General features: G+C 74.3%; 20 protein-coding genes. 11 read left to right on the top strand and 9 right to left on the bottom strand.

Going from position 1 to position 20241, the window contains the following annotated elements; genetic code table 11:
• Window positions 1-23: 23 nt before the first annotated feature.
• The 4 genes from AB0F71_RS14555 (at window position 24) to AB0F71_RS14540 (ending at window position 3292) form a co-directional block, all read left to right on the top strand.
• The gene (locus AB0F71_RS14555) at window positions 24-323 is read left to right on the top strand and encodes a helix-turn-helix transcriptional regulator (RefSeq protein WP_097241037.1); all 300 of its coding nucleotides are present in this window, start codon (window positions 24-26) and stop codon (window positions 321-323) included.
• A 31-nt stretch (window positions 324-354) separates the two neighbouring features.
• The gene (locus AB0F71_RS14550) at window positions 355-1143 is read left to right on the top strand and encodes a hypothetical protein (protein ID WP_360232836.1); all 789 of its coding nucleotides are present in this window, start codon (window positions 355-357) and stop codon (window positions 1141-1143) included.
• A 66-nt stretch (window positions 1144-1209) separates the two neighbouring features.
• The gene (gene uppS / locus AB0F71_RS14545) at window positions 1210-1986 is read left to right on the top strand and encodes a polyprenyl diphosphate synthase (RefSeq protein WP_360232833.1); all 777 of its coding nucleotides are present in this window, start codon (window positions 1210-1212) and stop codon (window positions 1984-1986) included.
• Between the two features lie 226 nt (window positions 1987-2212).
• Window positions 2213-3292 carry an NAD(+)/NADH kinase gene (locus tag AB0F71_RS14540; protein WP_360232830.1) on the top strand — a complete coding sequence of 360 codons (1080 nt, stop codon included), beginning with the start codon at window positions 2213-2215 and terminating at the stop codon, window positions 3290-3292.
• A gap of 67 nt (window positions 3293-3359) precedes the next feature.
• Here the strand turns inward: AB0F71_RS14540 and AB0F71_RS14535 are convergent, their stop codons facing one another.
• Entirely contained in the window at window positions 3360-3950 is a 591-nt protein-coding gene (locus tag AB0F71_RS14535) for a TetR/AcrR family transcriptional regulator (protein WP_360232827.1), read from the bottom strand.
• A 99-nt stretch (window positions 3951-4049) separates the two neighbouring features.
• On the opposite strand from AB0F71_RS14535, the gene AB0F71_RS14530 reads away from it, so the two are divergent.
• Window positions 4050-5297 carry an NADH:flavin oxidoreductase/NADH oxidase family protein gene (locus tag AB0F71_RS14530; RefSeq protein ID WP_360232824.1) on the top strand — a complete coding sequence of 416 codons (1248 nt, stop codon included), beginning with the start codon at window positions 4050-4052 and terminating at the stop codon, window positions 5295-5297.
• Window positions 5298-5398: 101 nt separating this feature from the next.
• Window positions 5399-6115, top strand: a complete 717-nt coding sequence (locus AB0F71_RS14525; RefSeq protein ID WP_360232821.1) for a type 1 glutamine amidotransferase domain-containing protein — start codon at window positions 5399-5401, stop codon at window positions 6113-6115.
• Between the two features lie 20 nt (window positions 6116-6135).
• On the opposite strand, the gene AB0F71_RS14520 is transcribed toward AB0F71_RS14525, so the two are convergent.
• Window positions 6136-6591 carry an ArsI/CadI family heavy metal resistance metalloenzyme gene (locus AB0F71_RS14520; RefSeq protein WP_360232818.1) on the bottom strand — a complete coding sequence of 152 codons (456 nt, stop codon included), beginning with the start codon at window positions 6589-6591 and terminating at the stop codon, window positions 6136-6138.
• 287 nt (window positions 6592-6878) lie between these two features.
• Between AB0F71_RS14520 and AB0F71_RS14515 the strand changes: the two genes are divergently transcribed.
• A complete protein-coding gene (locus tag AB0F71_RS14515; protein WP_360232815.1) occupies window positions 6879-8255 on the top strand; it encodes a hypothetical protein in 1377 nt (458 codons plus the stop codon).
• A 126-nt stretch (window positions 8256-8381) separates the two neighbouring features.
• Here the strand turns inward: AB0F71_RS14515 and AB0F71_RS14510 are convergent, their stop codons facing one another.
• A complete protein-coding gene (locus AB0F71_RS14510) occupies window positions 8382-10118 on the bottom strand; it encodes an amidase (RefSeq protein WP_360232812.1) in 1737 nt (578 codons plus the stop codon).
• 144 nt (window positions 10119-10262) lie between these two features.
• Window positions 10263-11795 carry an APC family permease gene (locus tag AB0F71_RS14505; protein ID WP_360232809.1) on the bottom strand — a complete coding sequence of 511 codons (1533 nt, stop codon included), beginning with the start codon at window positions 11793-11795 and terminating at the stop codon, window positions 10263-10265.
• A gap of 95 nt (window positions 11796-11890) precedes the next feature.
• Between AB0F71_RS14505 and AB0F71_RS14500 the strand changes: the two genes are divergently transcribed.
• A complete protein-coding gene (locus tag AB0F71_RS14500; RefSeq protein ID WP_360232807.1) occupies window positions 11891-12520 on the top strand; it encodes a TetR/AcrR family transcriptional regulator C-terminal domain-containing protein in 630 nt (209 codons plus the stop codon).
• A gap of 156 nt (window positions 12521-12676) precedes the next feature.
• On the opposite strand, the gene AB0F71_RS14495 is transcribed toward AB0F71_RS14500, so the two are convergent.
• Together AB0F71_RS14495 and AB0F71_RS14490 are read right to left on the bottom strand one after the other, a co-directional pair.
• A complete protein-coding gene (locus AB0F71_RS14495) occupies window positions 12677-13459 on the bottom strand; it encodes a serine protease (protein ID WP_360232804.1) in 783 nt (260 codons plus the stop codon).
• A gap of 233 nt (window positions 13460-13692) precedes the next feature.
• Window positions 13693-14013, bottom strand: coding sequence for a hypothetical protein (locus AB0F71_RS14490; protein WP_360232801.1), 321 nt, complete (start codon window positions 14011-14013; stop codon window positions 13693-13695).
• A 213-nt stretch (window positions 14014-14226) separates the two neighbouring features.
• Between AB0F71_RS14490 and AB0F71_RS14485 the strand changes: the two genes are divergently transcribed.
• The gene (locus AB0F71_RS14485) at window positions 14227-14736 is read left to right on the top strand and encodes a hypothetical protein (protein WP_360232798.1); all 510 of its coding nucleotides are present in this window, start codon (window positions 14227-14229) and stop codon (window positions 14734-14736) included.
• Window positions 14737-14883: 147 nt separating this feature from the next.
• On the opposite strand, the gene AB0F71_RS14480 is transcribed toward AB0F71_RS14485, so the two are convergent.
• Window positions 14884-15339, bottom strand: a complete 456-nt coding sequence (locus AB0F71_RS14480; RefSeq protein ID WP_360232795.1) for a MarR family transcriptional regulator — start codon at window positions 15337-15339, stop codon at window positions 14884-14886.
• Window positions 15340-15516: 177 nt separating this feature from the next.
• Here AB0F71_RS14480 and AB0F71_RS14475 point away from each other — a divergent pair, with 177 nt between their 5' ends.
• Window positions 15517-17067, top strand: coding sequence for an MFS transporter (locus AB0F71_RS14475; protein ID WP_360232792.1), 1551 nt, complete (start codon window positions 15517-15519; stop codon window positions 17065-17067).
• Between the two features lie 43 nt (window positions 17068-17110).
• Window positions 17111-19123: an aldehyde dehydrogenase family protein gene (locus AB0F71_RS14470; protein WP_360232789.1), complete on the top strand. Its 2013-nt coding sequence runs from the start codon at window positions 17111-17113 to the stop codon at window positions 19121-19123.
• A gap of 158 nt (window positions 19124-19281) precedes the next feature.
• Here AB0F71_RS14470 and AB0F71_RS14465 read toward each other — a convergent pair whose 3' ends face one another.
• Both AB0F71_RS14465 and AB0F71_RS14460 read right to left on the bottom strand, forming a co-directional pair.
• A complete protein-coding gene (locus tag AB0F71_RS14465; protein WP_360232786.1) occupies window positions 19282-19533 on the bottom strand; it encodes a hypothetical protein in 252 nt (83 codons plus the stop codon).
• Window positions 19508-20209 (bottom strand): hypothetical protein, encoded by a 702-nt coding sequence (locus AB0F71_RS14460; protein WP_360232784.1) that lies wholly within the window; start codon window positions 20207-20209, stop codon window positions 19508-19510. The genes AB0F71_RS14465 and AB0F71_RS14460 overlap by 26 nt, the downstream gene beginning before the upstream one ends.
• Window positions 20210-20241 lie beyond the last annotated feature (32 nt).

Raw genomic sequence — 20241 nt, 5'->3', positions numbered from 1 at the left:
TCCGTCAGATCGAAAGGAGCGACATGCAAGCCAACGATGCCCAGACGCTGGTGCTCTGCGCGCTGGCCGACGGACCGCTGCACGGATACGCCATCAACACGGCGATCGAGGAGCTGACCGGGGAGCGGCTGGGCCCCGGCAGCCTGTACGGGGCGCTGGCCAGGCTGGAGTCGAAGCGGCTGATCGAGCCGCTCGACGGGCAGGGCCGCCAGCGTCCCGTGCAGCTGACCTCCCTCGGCCGCGAGGTCCTGGAACGCGAACTGCGCGCCATGGCCCGGGTCGCGAACGCGGGACTGCGGCGCCTGGGGGTGAACCCGGCATGAGCAGGCGCAGCGAGCGAACCGAGGAGCGGGCATGAGCGTCGTCACCCGCAGCCTGGTCAGGCTCTACCCGGACGCCTTCCGCGAGCGCTGGGGCTCGATGGTGGAGGACGAGGCCCGTGGCGCGGGCTGGAAGTCCTGGCCCAACCTGATCGCGGGCATCGTGGACATGTGGCTGCACCCGGCCCACTGGCCCGCCGACTCCCCGGCCCAGCGCCAGCGACGGGTGGCCACCATGGGCATCACGGTCGCCCTCGCCGCCTGGTTCCTGAGCCACCTGGCCGCCGAACAGGCCGGCCCGCTGCCCGCCGACGCCGTCCGGGAGCAGGTCACGCACGGCTGCACCGCCCTGCTGCTGCTCGGCGTCGCCCTCGTCGCACCCCGGCCCCGGCCCACGCTGCGCGCCACGGTCACCTTGCTCGGCTGGGCGCTCCGTCGCCTCGCCGTACCGACGCTCCTCGGCACCACGGTGGTGGTCCTGGTGCACGGCGGCGTCGACGCGGACGCCTCACCGCCCACCCTGCGCACCGCCGTACTCGCGGCCTGGTGGATCTCCCTCGGCCTCGGCGCGATCCAGATCCCCCGCATCTTCACCGGCGTCGGCGCGGATGCCGTCGTGCCCCCCGGCACCGACCGCCTCCGGGCCGGTGTGTGGACCCTCGCCGGCGCCAGTGCCACCGGCGGCGCGACCATCCTCGGACTCTCGCTCACCGGTGCCGGATTCCACCCGCTCGGCGTCGGCATCGGCGTGGGTCTGCTGCTACTGACGGCGGTGTGCGCGGGCACCCTGCGCGACCTGCGCGACCTGCCGTCGGCCGGGTGAGCCACGCGACACCCGCCTGCCCAGGGCCCGCCCGAACCGGCGGGCCGCTCCCATCCCACTTGGACGGTGCCCATGCCCGACCTGCTCCGCTCCCTCTACACCCGCCGCCTGCGCCGCGAGGTGATGGCGGGCCCACTGCCCCGGCATGTCGGGCTGATCATGGACGGCAACCGCCGCTGGGCCCGGCAGATGGGCATGGCCAACCCGAGCCTCGGCCACAAGGTGGGCGCCGAGCACGTCGAGGAGGTGCTCTCGTGGTGCGAGGCCCTGGGGATCAAGCACATCACCGTCTTCGTCTGTTCGACTGAGAACCTCCAGCGCCGCGGCGACACCGAAGTCGCCTACCTGATGCGGCTGATCGAGCAGGTGGTCGTCGATCGCCTCACCCGCCCGGACGCCCGCTGGCAGGTCCACCTCGCCGGAATGACCGACGCCCTGCCCGACAGCACCGCCCGCGCCCTCAAGGAGGCCGTCGAGGCCACCCGGACCTGCACCACTGGCGCTCACGTCACCCTGGCCATCGGCTACGGCGGCCGCCAGGAGGTCGTCGACGCCGTGCGCGACCTGATGTACGCGCGAGCCGAAGCGGGCGTGTCACTGACCGAGGCCGCGGACGCCCTGACCGTCGACGACATCGCCCCGCACCTGTACACCGCCGGCCAACCCGACCCCGACCTGGTCATCCGTACCAGCGGCGAACAACGGCTGTCGAACTTCCTGCTCTGGCAGAGCGCCTACTCGGAGCTGTACTTCTGCGAGGCCTACTGGCCCGCGTTCCGCGAGGTCGACTTCCTGCGCGCCGTACGCAGCTTCGCCGCCAGGCAGCGGCGATACGGCGGCTGAGCCCCGGTCTCGTAGGTTCTCCTGCCCGGTCCCCGGCCCGGTCCCGGCCGGCTGGCAGGACCGCCTCGGGGCTTCCCGGCCAGTGGGCGCCCGTGCCAGGCACCCCGTCGTCCGGCGAGCCGATCGGGCGTCGAGGCGCCACGATGGGCCGGTAGGAAGGCGCGGCTCCACCGCATCCGAGCGGGCCGGGCCGCCGTACCCCGGCGACAAGGCGAGGTCCTCCGCCATGCCCGTGCACCGACTCGGTCTGGTCGTCCACCAGGGCCGCGAGGCCGCTCAGGAGGCCGCGCGTGCCGTGCACGCCTGGTGCGCGGCACACGGCGTCCGCTGCACCGAGATCGACGTCTGGACGCCGGAGCACCGGCGCCGCTCCGGCCGTGAGGAGGCCCGCGCGGCCGGTGACCCGGACCTGGTGGTCACCCTGGGCGGGGACGGGACCTTCCTGCGCGGGGCCCGGATCGCGGTGAAGACCGGGGCCAGCGTGCTCGGCGTCGACCTCGGCAGCGTCGGCTTCCTCACCGAGGTGCCAGTCCGCGACCTCGCCGCCGCCCTGGACGCCGTCCACGCCGGGAACGCCCCGGTGGAGGAGCGGATGACGCTGACCATGCGGGCCTCCAGGCCGCCGGGGATGCCCGCCGAGATGGAGGCCTTCCTCTGCTACGGGCGGGGCCCCGCGCCCCTGCCACCCCCGTCGGTGCGGCCCGGCGACGGCGCCGGAGACGGCTGGGGCCTGGCCCTGGACGTCAACGCGCTCAACGACGTGGTGGTGGAGAAGCTCGCCCGGGACCACCAGGTCAGCGCCGGGGTCTACATCTCGGGCCGGCTACTGGCCGCATACTCGGCCGACGCGTTCGTGGTCGCCACGCCCACCGGCTCGACCGCCTACAGCTTCGCGGCCGGCGGCCCGGTGCTCTCCCCGCACATGGACGCGGTCGTGTTCACCCCGATCGCCGCCCACATGACCTTCAACCGCACCGTGGTCGCGGCCCCCGACGAGCCGGTCGCGCTGCGCGTCCTGCCGCACTCCGGCCGGGCGGCGGTCAGCATCGACGGCCAGCTGCGCGGCGTCCTCGACCCGGGGGACTGGATCGGCGTCTACCGCGCCCCGCAGCGGGTGCGGCTGATCCGCCTCCGGCCCACCGACTTCTACGGCCGGCTGCGGGAGCGGTTCCGGCTCACCGACGCGCCCGCCACCGCAACGGACGGTGAGTCCGCCCCGTTCTTCCGCCCGGGCTCCGACTCCGGCGCCGCCGTACCGCCGGACCTGGCCGCCCTGCGGCTGACCCCGCCCACGGCGGCCCGCTGACCGGCGGCCGGAGCCGACGGGTACGGGAGGCGGGCGGACGTTCCCTTTGACGGCACGTTGACGGACCCTAGGCCTTCGTCGGTGCGACGGCGAAGGCCGCCAGGACGGCTGCCGTGACCTGGGCGGAGACCGCCTCGGGGGAGGTCGCGTCGAGCTTGCCGTCCAGGTGCAGGAAGGCCAGGCCGTGGACCAGCGCCCACACCGCGGTGGAGAGCGCCTCCGGGGCGGCGCCGGGGAACACGCCGTGGACGATGCCGTGGACGTACTGGCGGACGGCGGCGGTCGCGGCGGCCCGTTCCTCGTTGGCCGGGTCGCAGGGCTCGGCGAACATCGCCCGGAACAGTGCCGGGCGGTCCAGGGCGAAGCGCACGTAGGCGACGGCGACGGCGGCGAGCTCGTCGGGGGTCGCGGGCGCGGGGTGGGCCGCGGTGAGGACGGCGGCGAGTTCGAGGTAGCCCTCCGAGGCGACGGCGGAGACCAGGGCCTCGCGGTCGGCGAAGTGGCGGTAGGGGGCGGTCGCCGAGACGCCGGCCCGCCGGGCGACCGCCCGCAGGGACAGGCCGGAGCCGCCGTCCTCCTCCAGCAGTTCCCGCGCCGCGCGCAGGCAGGCGGCGCGCAGGTCGCCGTGGTGGTACGAGCCGGTCGTCGGCTGTGGCATGGGTCACCCTCCCTGATGTATGCACCGCTCACATTTCTCGCCTAATGTGAGCGATGTACACATCCTAGTCGACGGAGACATCGAGGAGAGGAGACCCGAATGGCCAGCGAGCTGTTCTCGCCCCTGCACCTGCGCTCGGGGGCTGTTCTGCGCAACCGGATCGCCAAGGCGGCGATGGAAGAGAACATGGCCGGCGACGGCCAACTGCCCGACCGGCGGATGCTGGAGCTGTACCGGCGCTGGGCCGCCGGCGGCACCGGCCTGCTGATCACCGGGAACGTCATGGTCCACGCCGAGGCGCTGACCGGCCCGGGTGGCGTCGTACTCGACGAGGCCGCGCCGCTGGAGCCGTTCACCGCCTGGGCCGAGGCCGCCAAGTCCGGCGGCGGGGCGGTCTGGATGCAGATCAACCACCCCGGCCGCCAGGTCGCCGCCGACATGCCCGGCGTGGTGTGGGGCCCGTCCGCGGTGGGCGTCGACCTGGGCCGGCACAGCGGCCGCTTCGGCCGCCCCACCGCGATGACCCCCGAGCAGATCGGCGCGACCGTCGAGCGGTTCGCGACCACGGCCGCGCGCGCCGCCCGGGCCGGGTTCGACGGCGTGGAGATCCACGCCGCGCACGGCTACCTGCTGTCGCAGTTCCTGTCGCCCCTGGTCAACCGGCGCACCGACGCCTGGGGCGGATCCCTGGAGAACCGGGCCCGGATGCTGCTGGACGTCGTCCGCGCCGTGCGGGCCGCCGTCCCGCCCGCCTTCGCCGTTGCCGTCAAGCTCAACTCCGCCGACTTCCAGCGCGGCGGCTTCGACGCCGACGACGCCCGGCAGGTGATCGCGATGCTCGCACCGCTCGGCGTCGACCTGGTCGAACTCTCCGGCGGCAGCTACGAGAGCCCCGCCATGACCGGCCGCCCCGCCGACGACCGCACCCGCGCCCGCGAGGCCTACTTCCTCGACCTCGCGGAGGAGTTGGTCACCACCAGCCCGCTCCCGCTGATGCTCACCGGCGGCATCACCCGGCGCGAGACCGCCGAACGGGCCCTGGCCGGCGGCGTCGAGCTCGTCGGCATCGGCACCGCCCTCGCCGTCACCCCCGACCTGCCTGACCGCTGGGCCGCCGGGCGCGAGGCCGACCGCGGGATACGACCGGTCACCTGGTCCGACAAGGCCCTGGCCTCGGCCGCCACCATGGCCCAGGTCCGCCACCAGCTCCGCCGCCTCGCCCGCGGCCGCGCCCCGAGGCCCGGCACCCACCCGGCCGTCGCCCTCCTCGCCGAGCAGCTCCAGCAGCGCCAGGCCCTGCGCCGCTACCGCACCTGGCTGCCCATGGCCCGCTCCGCGCAGCGGTGACCCCCGGCCCCGGCGGGTCGCCGGTGCTGCGCCCGCGCCGTAACGTCGACCCCGACGGGGTGGACGTGGCAGCCGGAACGACGAGCCTCCGGGAGGGCGCGATGGCGAAGATGCAGGTCCTGTGCGTCGTGTCCGCGGCGGACCGCTGGACGTTGAAGGACGGAACGGCCCACCCCTCGGGCTACTGGGGCGAGGAACTGGCGGTGCCGCACCGGGTCTTCACCCGGGCCGGGTGGGACATCACCGTCGCCACGCCGGGCGGAAGGCCCCCGACGCTCGACCGCCTGAGCATGTCCTTCACCGCGGGCCGCCCCGCCCGGCTGCGCGCGGTGGCCCGCTACCTGGAGTCGATCGAGGACCGGCTGAACAGCCCGGCCACCCTGGCGAAGGTCGACCCCGACGGGTACGACCTGGTGTTCTACCCGGGCGGCCACGGTCCGATGGAGGACCTGGCGGTCGACCCGGTCTCCGGTGCCCTGCTCACCCGGGTCCTGCACTCCGGCAAGCCGCTGGCCCTGCTGTGCCACGCCCCGGCCGCCGCACTGGCCGCCGAGGACGCGGACGGCTCCTGGCCGTTCGCGGGCTACCGGATGACGGCCCTCTCCAACCTGGAGGAGCGGCTCAACCCCTTCGGCTGGAAGGCCGCCTGGCTGGTCGAGGACCGCCTGCGCGAGAACGGCGCCCGGTACGTCAAGGGCCTGGTGCCGCTGCGCCCCTTCGTGGTGGTCGACCGCAACCTCTACACCGGCCAGAACCCGGCCTCCTCCGAGCGCCTCGCGACCCGGCTGGTGGCCGACCTCGGCGCGCAGCCCGGGTAGCGCGACCGCAGCTGTGGCGGTCAGCCGCAGGCGCACCCTGCGTCGGCGGGCGCCGGTTCGGTGCAGCAGGCGGCCGTGGAGCTGTCGTCGGTGCTCCTGCCGAGGGTGTCGGCGTCGGCCTTGACGACGTAGACCTCCCAGGGTTCCCGGCCGGGGCCGTGGACCCAGACCTTGTCCTGGAGGGCGTAGCAGCAGGCGGTGCCGATCTCCTCGAAGGTGGCCAGGCCGGCGTCCCGGAGGCGGGCGGTGGCGGCGCTGACCTCCTCGGTGGTCCCGACCTCGACGCCGAGGTGGTCCAGGCGGGTGGGGGAGTCGGCCTCACCCTGGAGGAGGACGAGCTTGAGCGGCGGGTCGGTGACGGCGAAGTTCGCGTAGCCGGGGCGGCGCTTGGCGGGTTCGACGCCGAACAGGCGGGAGTAGAAGGCGACGGAGCCGTCGAGGTCGGCGACGCGGAGGGCGAGTTGTACGCGGGACATGGTGGGTCTCCCCGGTCCGTGGTCTTGATTCGACAGGTGTCGATATGGGCGAGGTTGGCACCTGCATAGATGGCTGTCAACATAGATGCATATCGAATCTAGGAGCCGAAGGTGCTCGACCAGGACGAGGCGGCGGCCGCGGCCTGCTCGCCGACCTCGGCGTCCAGCCCCGGGCCTGACCGGCCCACCACTCCGCCCGGCCGGAGGTGTCCGGGGCACGGCAACCGGGCAGTGGGCTGGTGGCGTCCCCGAAGGGGCGGGGGTGGAGCGTGGGTGGGGAGGGGACGATGGGACGGCAGGAGTTGGAGCCGGAGCTGGCCGCGCTGGTGCGGGCGGGGTTCGCGGCGTCGGGGTGCGAGGTCACCCTGCACGGGGACGTCGCCCGGGACGCCCAGGGGCGCGACTACGGGCTCGGCGGGCTGCTCGACCTGGTGGGTCGGCGGGCGGACGTCCCGCTGCCGGAGCTGGTCCTGGCCCACGTCCGGGAACTGGTCGCCGCCGTGCGGGGCCCGGGGGCGGGCGGCGGCCCGCCGGAGGAGGTGGCCGCCCGGCTCTATCCGCTGCTGCTGGACGCCGCGTCGCTGGCCGAGTCCGCGCGGCACCCGCACGCGCTCGAAGTCGCCCCGGGAGTACTGGAGTTCCTCGCCCTGGAGTCGCCCGTCGGCTGGCAGGTGCTGACCTCGGAGGCGGTCACCGAACTGGGGGTGGTGCCGCGGTTGCGGGAGGCCGCGCGGGCGCGGCTCGCCCGGCTGCCCGTCGAGCAGCACGAGGTGCTGCCGACCGGGCAGGGCGGCGGCCTCCACGTCGTCACCGGGGACTCGGCGCTGACGGGGAGCCGGGTCCTCGCCCTGGACGCCGTCCACCGCGAGGTCACGGGCCGGGAACTGCCCCCGGACGGCGCGGTGGTGGCGTTCCCCACGCCGTTCCGGCTGCTGTTCGCGCCGTTCGACCTCCAAGTCCCGGGTGTGCTGGAGGTGTTGATCGAGAGGGCCGCCCGGGAGTACGACGCGTCCAGCGCGCCGCTGTCCGTGCACACCTACTGGTGGCGCGACGGGGAGCTGACCCCGCTCACCCGGGTGGCCGAGGGCGGACTGCTGGAGCTCGTGCACGCGGACGAGGTGATCGCCGCCGTCACCCGGCTGGCCGAGGGGGAGGGGGACCTGCCCGCGCCGCGCCCGCACCACTACCGCTTCGCGCACCGGGTGCTGCGCTCGCAGACCCACCTGGGGTCGGTGCCGGGGGAGCGGATCGACGCCGAACTGCTGCGGCTGTGGGAGGAGTACGGCGCGAGCCTGCCCGCGGAGCAGCGGGTGGCGCCGGAGGGCCTCCAGGGCGGGTTCGTCCAGGTCGGGCAGCACCGGCTGCTCCTGGTCGTGCTGCCGAGGCCACGGGCGGCGACCGAGGCCTTCGCGGTGGTGGTGGCCTGGCCGGGCGACGGCTCGGCGCAGCGGTTCTTCACCCTGGAGTACGGGATCGACCCGATCACGGGCGAGCGCGGGGCGGTGCTGGGCGAGTGGGAGGGGGAGGGCCGCCACCGGCTGCACCGGACGGGCATGACCGCCCAGGCCCGGCCCTTCCTGCACGCCGTCACGACGCTGCTCGACCCGCCCCCGCCCCCGCCACCGGCGCCGGCGAAGCGCCGCGGGCTGTTCCGTCGTCGCTGACCGCTGCCGCTGATGGCCGTCGCTGATTGCTGCCGCTGACCACCGTCGTTGAACGCCGTCTCCGAAACGGGGCGGCCCGGCCGGGAGGGTGATCCCGACCGGGCCGCCCCGGGCCGCCCCGGATCATCAGCTGGCGGGGAGCCTCGGGGTGCGCGAGGGCTCCGTGCGGCGCTGCCCGGTCGCCTCGAAGGCGGCGGCGAGCCGCAGGAGCGCGGTGTCGTCGTAGGCGCGGCCCGCGAAGGTGAGCCCCACCGGCATGCCGATGTCGGCCATGGTGCCCATCGGCACGGTCACGGTCGGGATGCCGAGGTGGCGCGGCACGAGGTTGCCGTTGGCGACCCAGACGCCGTTGCGCCAGCCGAGGTCGGCGGAGGCCTCGTTCACGTCCATGTCGGCCGGGCCGACGTCGGCGACGGCGGGGAAGACCACGGCGTCCAGGCCGAGTTCGTCCATCCACACCTCCAGGTCCACCCGGCGGGTCTCCTCCAGGCCGCGCAGGCCCGCCTCCAGCAGCGGGATGTCGGTGAGGGAGGCGTACGGGCGCTCCCGCACGAAGCGCGGGTAGTCGGCGACGCTGTCGCCGAAGCCCTCGTAGCGGCCCGGGAGTTCACCCTCGTGCACAGGGAAGATGCGCTCGCCGTCGACCTCGGTCAGGGTGGCGAGCGCCGGGTCCCCGTTCGCGCGCAGGAAGTCGTCCCAGGACCACGCGGACAGGTCCTCGATCTCGACGGTGAGGAAGTCCCGGCCGACCAGGCCGCGGGTGAACACCGAGGGCGCGCCGGGGCGGTCGGCCTCGTAGTTGGTCACCACCGGGAAGTCGACCTCGACGACCTCGGCGCCGGCCGCCTCCAGGTCGCGGCGGGCGGCCTCCCACAGGGCGATGACCGAGGGGCGGGTGTCGATCCGCTGCCCGGTCTGGCCGCCGATGCCGCCCTCGGGGTTGGTGCCGGCCTCGGGGTCGGCGTTGATGTACATCCGGGGCACGCCGACGCGCCGGCCGGCGAGGGTCGAACCGGCCGCCGCCGCGTCGGCGGGCGCCAGCGCGGGGTACGACGCCGGGCGGACCTCGGAGGCCGCGGGCAGCTTGATCCAGGGCTGGGAGCGCCACAGGTCGCCGCGGGTCTCCGCGTCGTCGGCGACGATGACGTCGAGCAGTTCGAGCAGGTCGGCCATGGTGCGGGTGTGCGGGACCACGACGTCCATGGTCGGCACCAGCGGCCAGTTGCCGCGCACCGAGATCACGCCGCGGCTGGGGGTGTAGGCGCACAGGGCGTTGTACGAGGCGGGCGCCCGGCCCGAGGACCAGGTCTCCTCGCCGAGGCCGAAGGCGCCGAACGAGGCCGCCGTGGCGGTGCCCGAGCCGTTCGAGGAGCCGGAGCCGTACGCGCTGGTCAGCCAGTCGGCGCTGTACGGGCTCTCGGCCCGGCCGTAGACGCCGCGCTGCATCCCGCCGTTCGCCATCGGCGGCATGTTGGTCAGGCCGATGAGCACGGCGCCGGCGGCGCGCAGCCGCTCGATCGCGAAGGCGTCGCGCTGGGCGACGAGGTGCTCGAAGGCCGGCGAACCGGCGGCGGCGGTCAGGCCCTTGGCGAGGTAGCTGTCCTTGGCGGTGTACGGGATGCCGTCGAGCGGGCCGAGGGTGCGGCCCTGGGCGCGGCGGGCGTCGGAGGCCTCGGCCTCGGCGCGGGCCTCCGGGTTCATCACGACGAGCGAGTTGAGCGCGGTGGCGGTGCCGGGCCGGTCGTAGGCCTCGATCCGGGCCAGGTAGGCGTCGAGCAGGCCGACCGAGGTGGTCTCGCCCTTCTCCAGCGCGGCGCGCAGGTCGGCGATGCCCGTCTCGACGACGTCGAAGGGGTGGGTCATGCGGGTTCCTCCAAGGGTGTTCGGTCTCGCGTCGGAAGCGGGTGGTCGGAAGCGGAGAGTCGGAAGTTGTGAGCCGGAGTCTGTGAGCCGGAAGCGGAAGGTCGGGGGCGCCGTCCGGTGGGTCGACCGGGTCGACCGGGTCGACTACACGACGGCGGGGGCGAGTTCGTCGCCGTGCGGGCGGTCCTCGCCCGGGTCGGGCATCCGGCGGTCGGGGCGGCGCGCGAGCAGGTAGCCGAGGCCGGCCAGGGTGACGGTGCCGACGCCGAGCGGTGCCGCCCAGATCTGGTACCACGGCGCTCCGGCCGGTGCGAGGATGGCGCGCGGCCAGCAGATGTTGACCACCTCGAAGCCGGTCCACAGCACCGCCAGGACGTTGAGCGGGGTGCCGAGGCGACCGTAGCCGACGGCCCCGGCGGGCTTCCAGGTGCCGCGCAGGCGCGCGGTCAGGGCGACCACGGTGAGCAGGAAGAACGGCACGAAGGTGGCGGCGCTGCCGAAGGTGATCAGGCTGCCGATGGCCGAGGTGCTCAGGCCCAGGGGCAGCGCGGCGGAGCTGATCACCGTGGCGGCGACCAGGCCGCCGATCGGTGCCCTGTGCCGGTTGACCTTGCGGACCTGCCGGGAGAACGGGAAGACGTCGTCGCGGGCGAGCGAGTAGAGGCCGCGGGCGGCGCCGCCCTGGGAGGCCATCAGGCAGGCGGTGAAGCTGATCAGGACGACGAGGACGAAGGGCTTGTCGGCCCAGCCGCCGAAGGCGTGGGTGACGGCGGTGGTGACCGGGTCGAGGTCCTTGAGGGCGACGACGTCGGCGGGGTCCGGGTGGGCGAGCTCGACCGAGACGGCGTTGAGGACGACGACGAGCCCGACGCTGAGCAGCGACCACCACATCGCCCTGGGCACCTGCCGGGCGGCGTCCTTGGTCTCCTCGGCGGTGGACACGCAGGCGTCGAAGCCGATGAAGGCCCAGCCGGCCACGGCGACGGCGGCGAGCAGGGCGCCGGTGTCGCTGACGCCCAGCCCCTTCGGGGCGTCGAGGAAGTCGGTGAGCAGGGCGAATCCGTGCTGCCGGAAGACCAGCAGCAGGGTGAGGCCGACCAGCACGGAGGCGACGGCCTCGGCGGCGATGCCCAGGCTGACGACCCGGCGCAGCAGGTTGATGCCGTAGGCGTTGACCAGGGCGCAGCCGAGCATGAAGCTGACCGAGACGAGGACCTGCTCGGCGGGGGTGGGGACGGCGCCGAAGAGCGCGAAGAGCCAGGGCGAGGCGAGGTAGGCGACGGTGGTGTTGCCGAACATCACGGCGAACTGCCACATCCAGCCGCTCAGCCAGGCGACCGCCGGTCTGGACAGGCGTCTGCTCCATTGGTAGGCGCCGCCGGCCAGCGGCCACTGCGAGGCGAGCTCGGCGTAGACGGCCACGACCAGGCACTGCCCGAGCAGGCAGAGCGGCAGGGCCCAGACCCAGGCGCCGCCCGCGACGCTCATGCCGACCTGCACGGCGGCGTACAGCCCGACGACCGGGGAGACGACGGCGAAGCCCATGGAGATGTTGCCGAGCACGTTCAGGCTGCGTCGTAGCTCCTGCCGGTAGCCGAGCGCGGCCAGCCGGTCGGAGTCCGCGGTGCCGGTGGCATCGGCGGCGTCGGTGGCGTCGGTGGGGGTGTGCTCGACCACTGGCTGCGCCCTCTCGATAAAACTAACTTTGTTAGCGACTGCTGTCGGTCTGGCACGATAGCCCCCGGACACGGAGAGCGGAAGAGGGGATTTCGGTGGGCCGACCGAGCAGGGCACTGCTGACCCGCGAGCGGATCGCGCGTGCCGCGCTCCAGGTGGTGGACGAGGAGGGCCCCGACGGGCTGACCATGCGGGCGCTCGCGGAGCGGCTCGGGGTGAAGGCGGCGTCGCTCTACAACCACGTACCGAGCAAGGACGCCCTGGTCGACGCCGTCTCCGGGCTGGTCAACGACGAGATCGACCACGGGCCGCTGGGCGACCCCGACTGGCGGGCCGGCCTCGCGGCGTACGCGCGCGGTTACCGCGCGGTCTTCCGGCGGCACCCGAACGCCCTCGCCCTGCTGGCCCGTCGCCGGGTGGAGGCCGACAGCGCGCTGACCGGCTACGACGCCCTGCTCGCCCTGCTCGGCCGGGCGGGCCTCGAACCCGCCGACGCCGCCGAGGTCGCCGCGGCCGTGGACTACCTGGTGCTCGGCTCCGCGATGGAGACCTTCGCCGCGGGCTTCACCCGGGAGCCGGCCGCCTACCGGCCGCAGTACCCGGCGCTCGCGGACGCCCTGGACGGCTCCCTGGCCCGGGGCGGCGGCGCGACGGAGCTCGACGACCGCGGGTTCGAGGTGGGGCTCGGCCTGCTGCTGGACGGGATCGAGCGCCGGACGTCGTAGGGCGTGTCCTGGCGCGTCGTAGGGCGCGTCCTGAGGCGTCGTACGGCGAGCCCTTGGAACAGGTCTCCCCGCAGCGAAGCGGCGGCCCGCCACCCCCGGAGAGGGTGGAGGGCCGCCGGTCGGGGGCGCTGCCGCGCCCCGCGGAGGGGTCGGGGATCAGCCGGCCGTGGTGCTCCGGACGAAGTCCCTGAACGCCGTCACATCGGTGTAGATCGAGGGGTCGACCGCGCAGGTGGAGGAGGTGCCGCCGGCCCGGCTGGTGGCGCCGAGCAGCCGCCACTCGCCGTTGACCTGCGCGATCGCCGGGCCGCCGGAGTCGCCGTAGCAGGCACCCTGGTTGCTGCCGTCCGGGCCCTGCGGGTTGTTGACGCAGAGCTCGGAGGCGGGGTCGAAGCCCTCGGCGCAGCCGCTGGGGAGCAGGCTGGTGTCGAGCTCCTTGAGCTGGTCCGGGCCCCCGTCGCCGCCGGGCTGCGGGGTCTCCTGGCCCCAGCCGAGCAGCTTGACTGCGGTGCCGGCCGGCGCACCGTCGGCGATGGCGATCGGGGCGGCCTGGACGGGGGCGCTGAGCTGGAGCAGGGCGATGTCGTTGTTGGTGCTGTAGTTCGGGTGGGGGACGACCTTGGCGAGCGAGGCCACCTCGCCGCCCGAGGTCCGGTCGTTGGAGCCGACCCGGACGGTGAACTGGTCGGCCGTGCCGCCGGCCACGCAGTGGGCCGCGGTGACCGCCCAGGTGGGCGAGATCAGCGAGGCGCCGCAGAGGTGCTGGCCGTTCTGCTGGAGCGAGACGATGAAGGAGTAGCCCTGGGAGGCGCTGCCGCCGCCGATGATGGGCCGGCTGGGCAGGGGCGCGGCGGAGGCGCCGGTCGCCGGTGCGGCGAGTACCAGCGCGGTGGCCGCGGCGGCGGTGGCGAGGATTCCGGGCAGGGGGAAGTGCCTCATGACGTGTCCTTGTCCGGCGGTGTGGGGGCCGCCCGTGGGGGATGACGTGAACCTGTCGAACTGCCCGTAAGGCTGGCCCCTGACGGCCCGTCGGGAACATCCGCCACTCGGCGGGGAGAAGGCCGACGATCGGAGGCTTGCGTAAACACGCAAGTATGAGCGAGGATCGCTCGCCTCTCCGCCTCCTGGTGGCACCCCGACTCTGGGCTCCGCCGTCGGGGTCGGCTCCCGGTCTAACGACCCGACAGCAGGCTCTCCAGGAACTGGCCGTGGGCGGGGGCCGGGAGGCTCCGGGTTTCGGCAGGCTCCGTCGCTTCCGTGACCGGGCCCTCCGGGCTCCCGCCGCGTACCTGGAGGACGCGGGTCGGCTGCTCCGCCCGGCCGGAGACCAGGACGCCGACGACATCCGCGATGCGGGTCATCGACTGGGGCTGACTGGTGGTCACCACCGGTGCCCGCCCGGCCGCCGCGGCCTCGCCCCGCAGACGGTCGACCTCCGCCTCCAGCGTGGCCACCCGGGCCCGCAGGTCGTCCAGCTCGCTCTTCTTCCCCATGCCCCAGGCCCTTCCCGGCCGCTCCCGGCCCTCTGACGTGCCGTTCCACCCTATCCGGGCGGCTCCCGCGCGCTCACGGGGTGGCACGGAGGTGCGGGGGAGGGGCGCTGTGCGGTACCGGCGTTCCGCGTTGACCGCCTGTCTACCGGTGCCGCATAGCGTCCCTCCCCGTACCCGGCCCGATCCCGGGCCGGCACCGAAGGGAGAACACAAGTGCTCCGTAGAACTCGTGCACTGCTGACCGGATCGGCCGTCGCCCTGGCCCTGACCATCAGTTCGACGGGCTTCACCGCCCACGCCTCCGGGGACCAGAGCGGCATCGACGCCTGCGCCCGGGAGGCGAAGCTGGCCGGCTTCGCCAAGGACAGGTCCGGCGAGGGCCGCAACGACGACGCGATCTACGCCGTCGCGATCGCCATGGCCGAGTCCGGCTGCAACCGCCTGGCCGTCCACACCAACCTCCCCACCGACCCCGACCCGGGCACCAAGGACCTCGGGGCCTGGCAGATCAACGAGCGTTGGTACCCCGACGTCCACTACCACGATGCCGATGTCGTCACGGCCGAGAACTGGCAGGACATGGGCTGGTCGGCCCGCAAGGCCTACCGGATCGACAACGACGGCACCGGCCGGGGCTGGGCCTCCTGGGCGGCCTGGAACCTCGGCACCTACCAGCAGTACCTGGGCCAGGCCCGCGACGCGGTCAACCGCGCCTGGCAGTGACGGCCCGTCGCCGGTGACGCCCCGTCGCCGGTGACGCCCCACCGCGGGTGACCCCCGCTCCGGCCCCCGGCCCGAGGTCCTCGAACCTCGGGCCGGGGGCCGCCGCGTTGCGGTCGGCCGGCCCGGACGCGTCCGAAGGGGTCTCGGTCACCCGGGGAAGACCTGGCCCAGCAGCCGCTGGAAGGTCCGCCGGTCCGCCTCGTCCAGCTGGGCCAGTCCGGTGAGGCTGGACATCAGCTCCACCCGGATCTGCCGTACGGTCCGCTCGCCCTCCTCGGTGAGCACCACGTTCTTGACCCGCCGATCGGCCGGGTCCATCTCGCGGCGGACCAGTTCGCGGGCCTCCAGCCGGTCGACGATGCCGGTGACGTTGGAGGCGTCGCAGGCCAGCAGCTCGGCCAGGGTGCGCATGGGGCGGGGCTCGCGCAGCAGGCTGAGCGTCTTGCCCTGCATGAGGGTGAGGCCGCGTTCGGCCGCCAGCGCGGCGAAGTGGCGGTAGTAGGCGGCCGCGGCGCCGGCGACCTGGTCCATCAGCTCGACCGGCGTGGGAGCGGCGGCGCCGGTGGAGGGTGGGGCGGCAGGCGGGGTGGCGGGCTGGGTCATGCGTCGAGTGTAGGCAGGATTGCTTGACTTCATCAATCTTTCAGGTCTACCTTCAATGCATTGCTTGAAGACATCAACCTTGCAGGCTTCAACCGTCCAGGTTTCCGCCCGCTGCCTTCGAGCGCCGGCCGGCCCATGTCCCCGCGCGGCCGCCACCTCCCGGAAGGACCCCACCCGATGAGCCACGCCGCCGATCGCGCCGTGCCCCGATCCGCCCCCGCCGCCAGTACCACCGCCACGGTCGGAAAGCGCGGCAGTACGCCCCTGATCCTGGCGCTGGGCCTGGCCGCGATGGTCGTGGCCATGGCGCAGACCCAGGTCGTCCCGATCCTCGCCCTCCTGCAGAAGGAGCTGCACACCGGTGCCGCCGGCGTCAGCTGGGTGACCACCGCCGCGCTGCTCTCGGCCGCCGTCTTCACCCCGCTGCTGGGCCGGGTCGGCGACCAGTTCGGCAAGAAGCGCACGCTGCTCGCCGTCCTCGCGGTCATGGTGGTCGGCTCGGTCATCGCCGCGACCACCACCTCGCTGGCCCTGCTGATCATCGGCCGGGTGCTGCAGGGCTCCGCCACCGCGATCTTCCCGCTCGCCCTCTCCGTGATCCGCGACGAGGTGCCCCAGGAGAAGCTGCACGGGGCGATGGCGCTGGTCAGCGGAACGCTGGCGTTCGGCAGCGGCCTCTCGCTGGTGGCCACCGGGCTGCTCACCCAGGGCTCGCACCCCGACTACCACCTGGTCTTCTGGTTCTCCACCGCGCTGACGGTGCTCGCCCTGGCGGCCGTCGCCGTCGTGGTACCGCACGGCGGTTCGCCCACCGGGGGCCGGGTCGACGTGCTGGGCGCGCTCACCCTGGCCGTCTTCCTGGTCCTGCTGCTGCTCGGCATCTCGCAGGGCCACGAGTGGGGCTGGTCCTCCACCCGTACGCTGGGCGCGCTGGCCGGTGCCGCCGTCTTCGCCGTGCTCTGGGTGCTGGTCGAGCGGCGGGTGCGCAACCCGCTCGTGGACATGCGGATGTTCGTCCACCGCCAGGTGCTCTTCACCAACCTGACCGGGCTCTTCGTGGGCTTCGCCTCGTTCGCCCAGTTCATCGGCATCTCCTACCTCGTCCAGATGCCGGGCCGGCTGACCGGCTACGGCTTCACCGCCTCGGTCCTGCGCGCCTCCGTCGAGTACCTGCTGCCCAGTGCCCTGATCGCCCTGGCCGCGGCTCCGGTCGGCGGACGGCTGGTGCGCCGGATCGGCGCCCGCTCCACCCTCGCGGTCGGCGCCCTGATCGGCGTGGCGGGCTTCGCCTGGCTGGCCTTCGGGCACGGCGCCGAGGGCGCGGTGATCACGGCGGGCATGCTCACCGGCATCGCGATCTCCTTCGGCTACGCCGCGATGCCCGCCCTGATCGCGGCCAGCGTGCCGCTGGAGCAGACTGGCATCGCCAACGGGATCAACTCCATCTCGCGCTCGGTCGGGAGCTCGATCGCCAGCGCGGTGGTGACCTCGCTGCTCGCCTCCAAGACGGTCAGCTACGCCGCGCTCGGTGGTGCCGCGCTGCCCGCGGAGAGCCAGTTCACCCTCAGTTTCGTGATCGCCGCGGTCGCTCTGCTGCTGGCCGCCGGGGTCGCGATGGTCGGGCTCAGCAAGCACCACCGGCCGCTCACCGCGCGGGCCGACGAGCAGCCGCGCGCCGCGGCGGTCACCGTGCCGACCGCTGCCGGGGCCGCCCCCGACAACTCCTGATCACCCCGTAACTCCCTCCCCCTGTCGACCTGGAGCACCAACCATGACTTCCGCCCTCTTCGTCGTCACCGGCGCCACCCACTGGACCCTCGCCGACGGCACCCCGCACCCCACCGGCTTCTGGGCCGAGGAACTCGCCGAGCCGCACCGGATCTTCACCGAGGCGGGATTCGAGATCACCATCGCCACCCCCGGCGGCGTCCCCGCCCCCGTCGACCGGGGCAGCCTGAGCGCCGAGGCCAACGGCGGTGCCGCAGGCGGGGGCCAGGAGAAGGCCGAGTGGCTGGCCGCCTACCTGGAGGCCATCCGCGCGGACCTGGAGCACCCCGCGAAGCTGGCCGAGGTCGACCCGGAGGCGTACGACGTGGTCTTCTACCCGGGCGGCCACGGCCCGATGGAGGACCTCGCCGTGGACGAGGACTCCGGTCGGCTGCTCACCCGGGCGCTGGCGTCGGGCAAGCCGCTGGGCGTGGTCTGCCACGCCCCCGCCGCGCTGCTCGCCGCCCGGAACGAGGACGGCAGTTGGCCCTTCGCCGGCTACCGGATGACCGCCTTCAGCAACGCCGAGGAGCAGGCGGTGGGCCTGGCCGCGGGCGCCAAGTGGCTGGTCCAGGACCGCCTGGTCGAGCTCGGCGCCGACTTCGTGGAGGCCGGGCCGTTCACCCCGCACACCGTGATCGACCGCAACCTCTACACCGGCCAGAACCCCGGCTCCTCGGCCGAGTTGGCCCGCACCCTGGTCGCCGCCGTGGCCACCGACCCGGCCACCGTGGTGGCCCGCCTGCGCGCCACGTTCGCCACCGGCCGTACCAGGCCGCTCGGTTGGCGCCTCGCCCAGCTGGGTGCGCTGCGCGCGCTGCTCACTGAGCAGTCCGACGCTCTGCTGGCCGCGCTCCACACCGACCTGGGCAAGAGCGCGACCGAGGCCTACCGCGGCGAGATCGGCTTCACGCTGAACGAGATCGACCACACCGTGGAGCACCTGGAGGAGTGGCTGCAGCCGCGCCCGGCCGCCGTCCCCGGCGCCTTCCTGCCCGCCGAGGCCCAGGTGGTCCGTGACCCGCTCGGCGTGGTGCTGATCATCGCGCCGTGGAACTACCCGCTGCAGCTGGCCCTCGCCCCGCTGGTCGGCGCCCTGGCGGCGGGCAACACCGCCCTGGTCAAGCCCAGCGAGCTCACCCCGGCGACCTCGGCGGCGATCGCCCGTCTGCTGCCGCGCTACCTCGACCGGGAGGCCGTGGCCGTGCTGGAGGGCGGGGTGCCGGAGACCACCGCGCTCCTGGAGCAGCGCTTCGACCACATCTTCTACACCGGCAACGGCCAGGTCGGCCGGATCGTCATGACGGCCGCCGCCAAGTACCTGACGCCGGTCACCCTGGAGCTCGGCGGCAAGAGCCCGGTGGTGGTCGAGCCCGGCGCCGATCTCGCGGTCACCGCCCAGCGGGTGGCGCGCGGCAAGTTCCAGAACGCCGGGCAGACCTGCGTGGCCCCCGACTACGTCCTCGCCGTCGGCGACACCGCCACCGCGCTGGAGGCGCACCTGGCCGAGGCCGTGCGCGCCCTGTACGGGGCGGATCCGGCGAGCAGCCCGGAGTACGGGCGGATCGTCAACGAGCGCCACCACGACCGGCTCACCGCCCTGCTCGGCGACGGCCGGACCGTCATCGGCGGCGACCACGACCGCGCCCAGCGCTACCTCGCGCCGACCGTACTGGCCGAGGTCTCTCCCGAGGCGCCGGTGATGCAGTCGGAGATCTTCGGCCCCATCCTGCCGATCATCGCGGTGCCCGACCTGGATGCCGCGATCGCCTTCATCAACGAGCGCGACAAGCCGCTCGCGCTGTACGCCTTCACCGAGTCGGAGCGGACCAAGCAGCGGCTGGCGGCCGAGACCTCCTCGGGCGGCCTCGTCTTCGGCCTCACGGTCTCCCACCTGGCCGTGCCCGAGCTGCCGTTCGGCGGCGTGGGCGAGAGCGGGATGGGCCGCTACCACGGCGAGTACTCGATCGACACGTTCAGCCACGCCAAGGCCGTCCTCGACAAGCCCCTCGGCTGACCGGGCGGGGCCGCGGCCCGGACGGCGGAGGCGTGGCGACCGTTGAGGACGCACGAGAGCCGGGGACGGCAGTCGACCGACTGCCGTCCCCGGCTCTGTCCCCGGAGCCGATGGCGCCCGACGGCCGTCTCGGGCAGGCGCCTGGTTCGGCGCCCGGTTCAACGAGCCGCTCCCGCCGACGGGCCCGGGTGGCGGTCCGGGCCGCCGGGCACGTCGGGGCCCTGCGGCGGCCAGGACTGGCCGGCGAGTTGGCGACGCAGGGCGTCGAGGCGGGCCAGGTGGGTGTCGAGGACGCCTAGGGTCGCGGTGCTCTGCTCGCGGATCCGCAGCTCGACGGCGGCGAGGCGGTCCTCGAGGTGCTGCCAGCGGTCCTGGGCCGGGGAGTCAGGCGCGTCGTTGGTCGCTGTCATGGCGGAGGCGGTCGGTGCGGTCGGTGAGGTCGTCGAGGCGGGCGGCGAGGTCGGGATGGGCGTCCCCGAGGTGGAGGCGCATACCGGCCAGGGGCGCTATGAGGCCGGCCGGGTCGGTGGCGCCGAGGGCGGCGGTGAGTGCGGCCAGGGCGGGCCCGGCCTCGGGGGTGTGGCCGGCGGCGGCGGTGATCCGGGCGGCCAGGACGCGCAGGTCGGCGGCGTGGTCGCGGGCCCAGGCGTCGACGGCGCGGTCGGCGGCGCGGCGGTCGCGCACGGCCTTGACCCGCTCAGCGCCGGTGGCAGCGGTGCCGGTGGTGGCGGCGGTGGCACCGGCGGGGCGCAGGCGCAGGTAGCGGTTCTCGGCGGCCTGCCGGCTGGCGACGCCCATGGGCTGGGCGAGGTCGGCCCAGGTGGCGCCCGCGGCGCGGGCGGCCTCGACCATCGGGGCCTCCCATCCGGCGAGCTGGGTGCGCAGTTCCCGCAGCAGCACGAGGGCGGCCAGCGCCTGCTCGGCACCACCTTCCTGTGCGTCGCTGTCCGCGGGACGTCTGTCTGCGGGGCGGCCGGATTCCCGGGCCGTGCGCACGGCGTCGTCGATGACGGCGAGCGCTGTGGCGGCGGCGAGGAAGGAGACCGGCTCCGGCCTGGCTGCGGGCTTCGGTGGCTTCGTACTCATGAAGTCATTCTACGGACGACACCGTGGGTTTG

Origin of the sequence: Kitasatospora sp. NPDC028055 (assembly GCF_040637885.1) — a bacterium.
Lineage (GTDB): Bacteria > Actinomycetota > Actinomycetes > Streptomycetales > Streptomycetaceae > Kitasatospora.
Note: the sequence above shows the minus strand (reverse complement) of the source record. Positions and strands in the feature narration are given on the sequence as shown.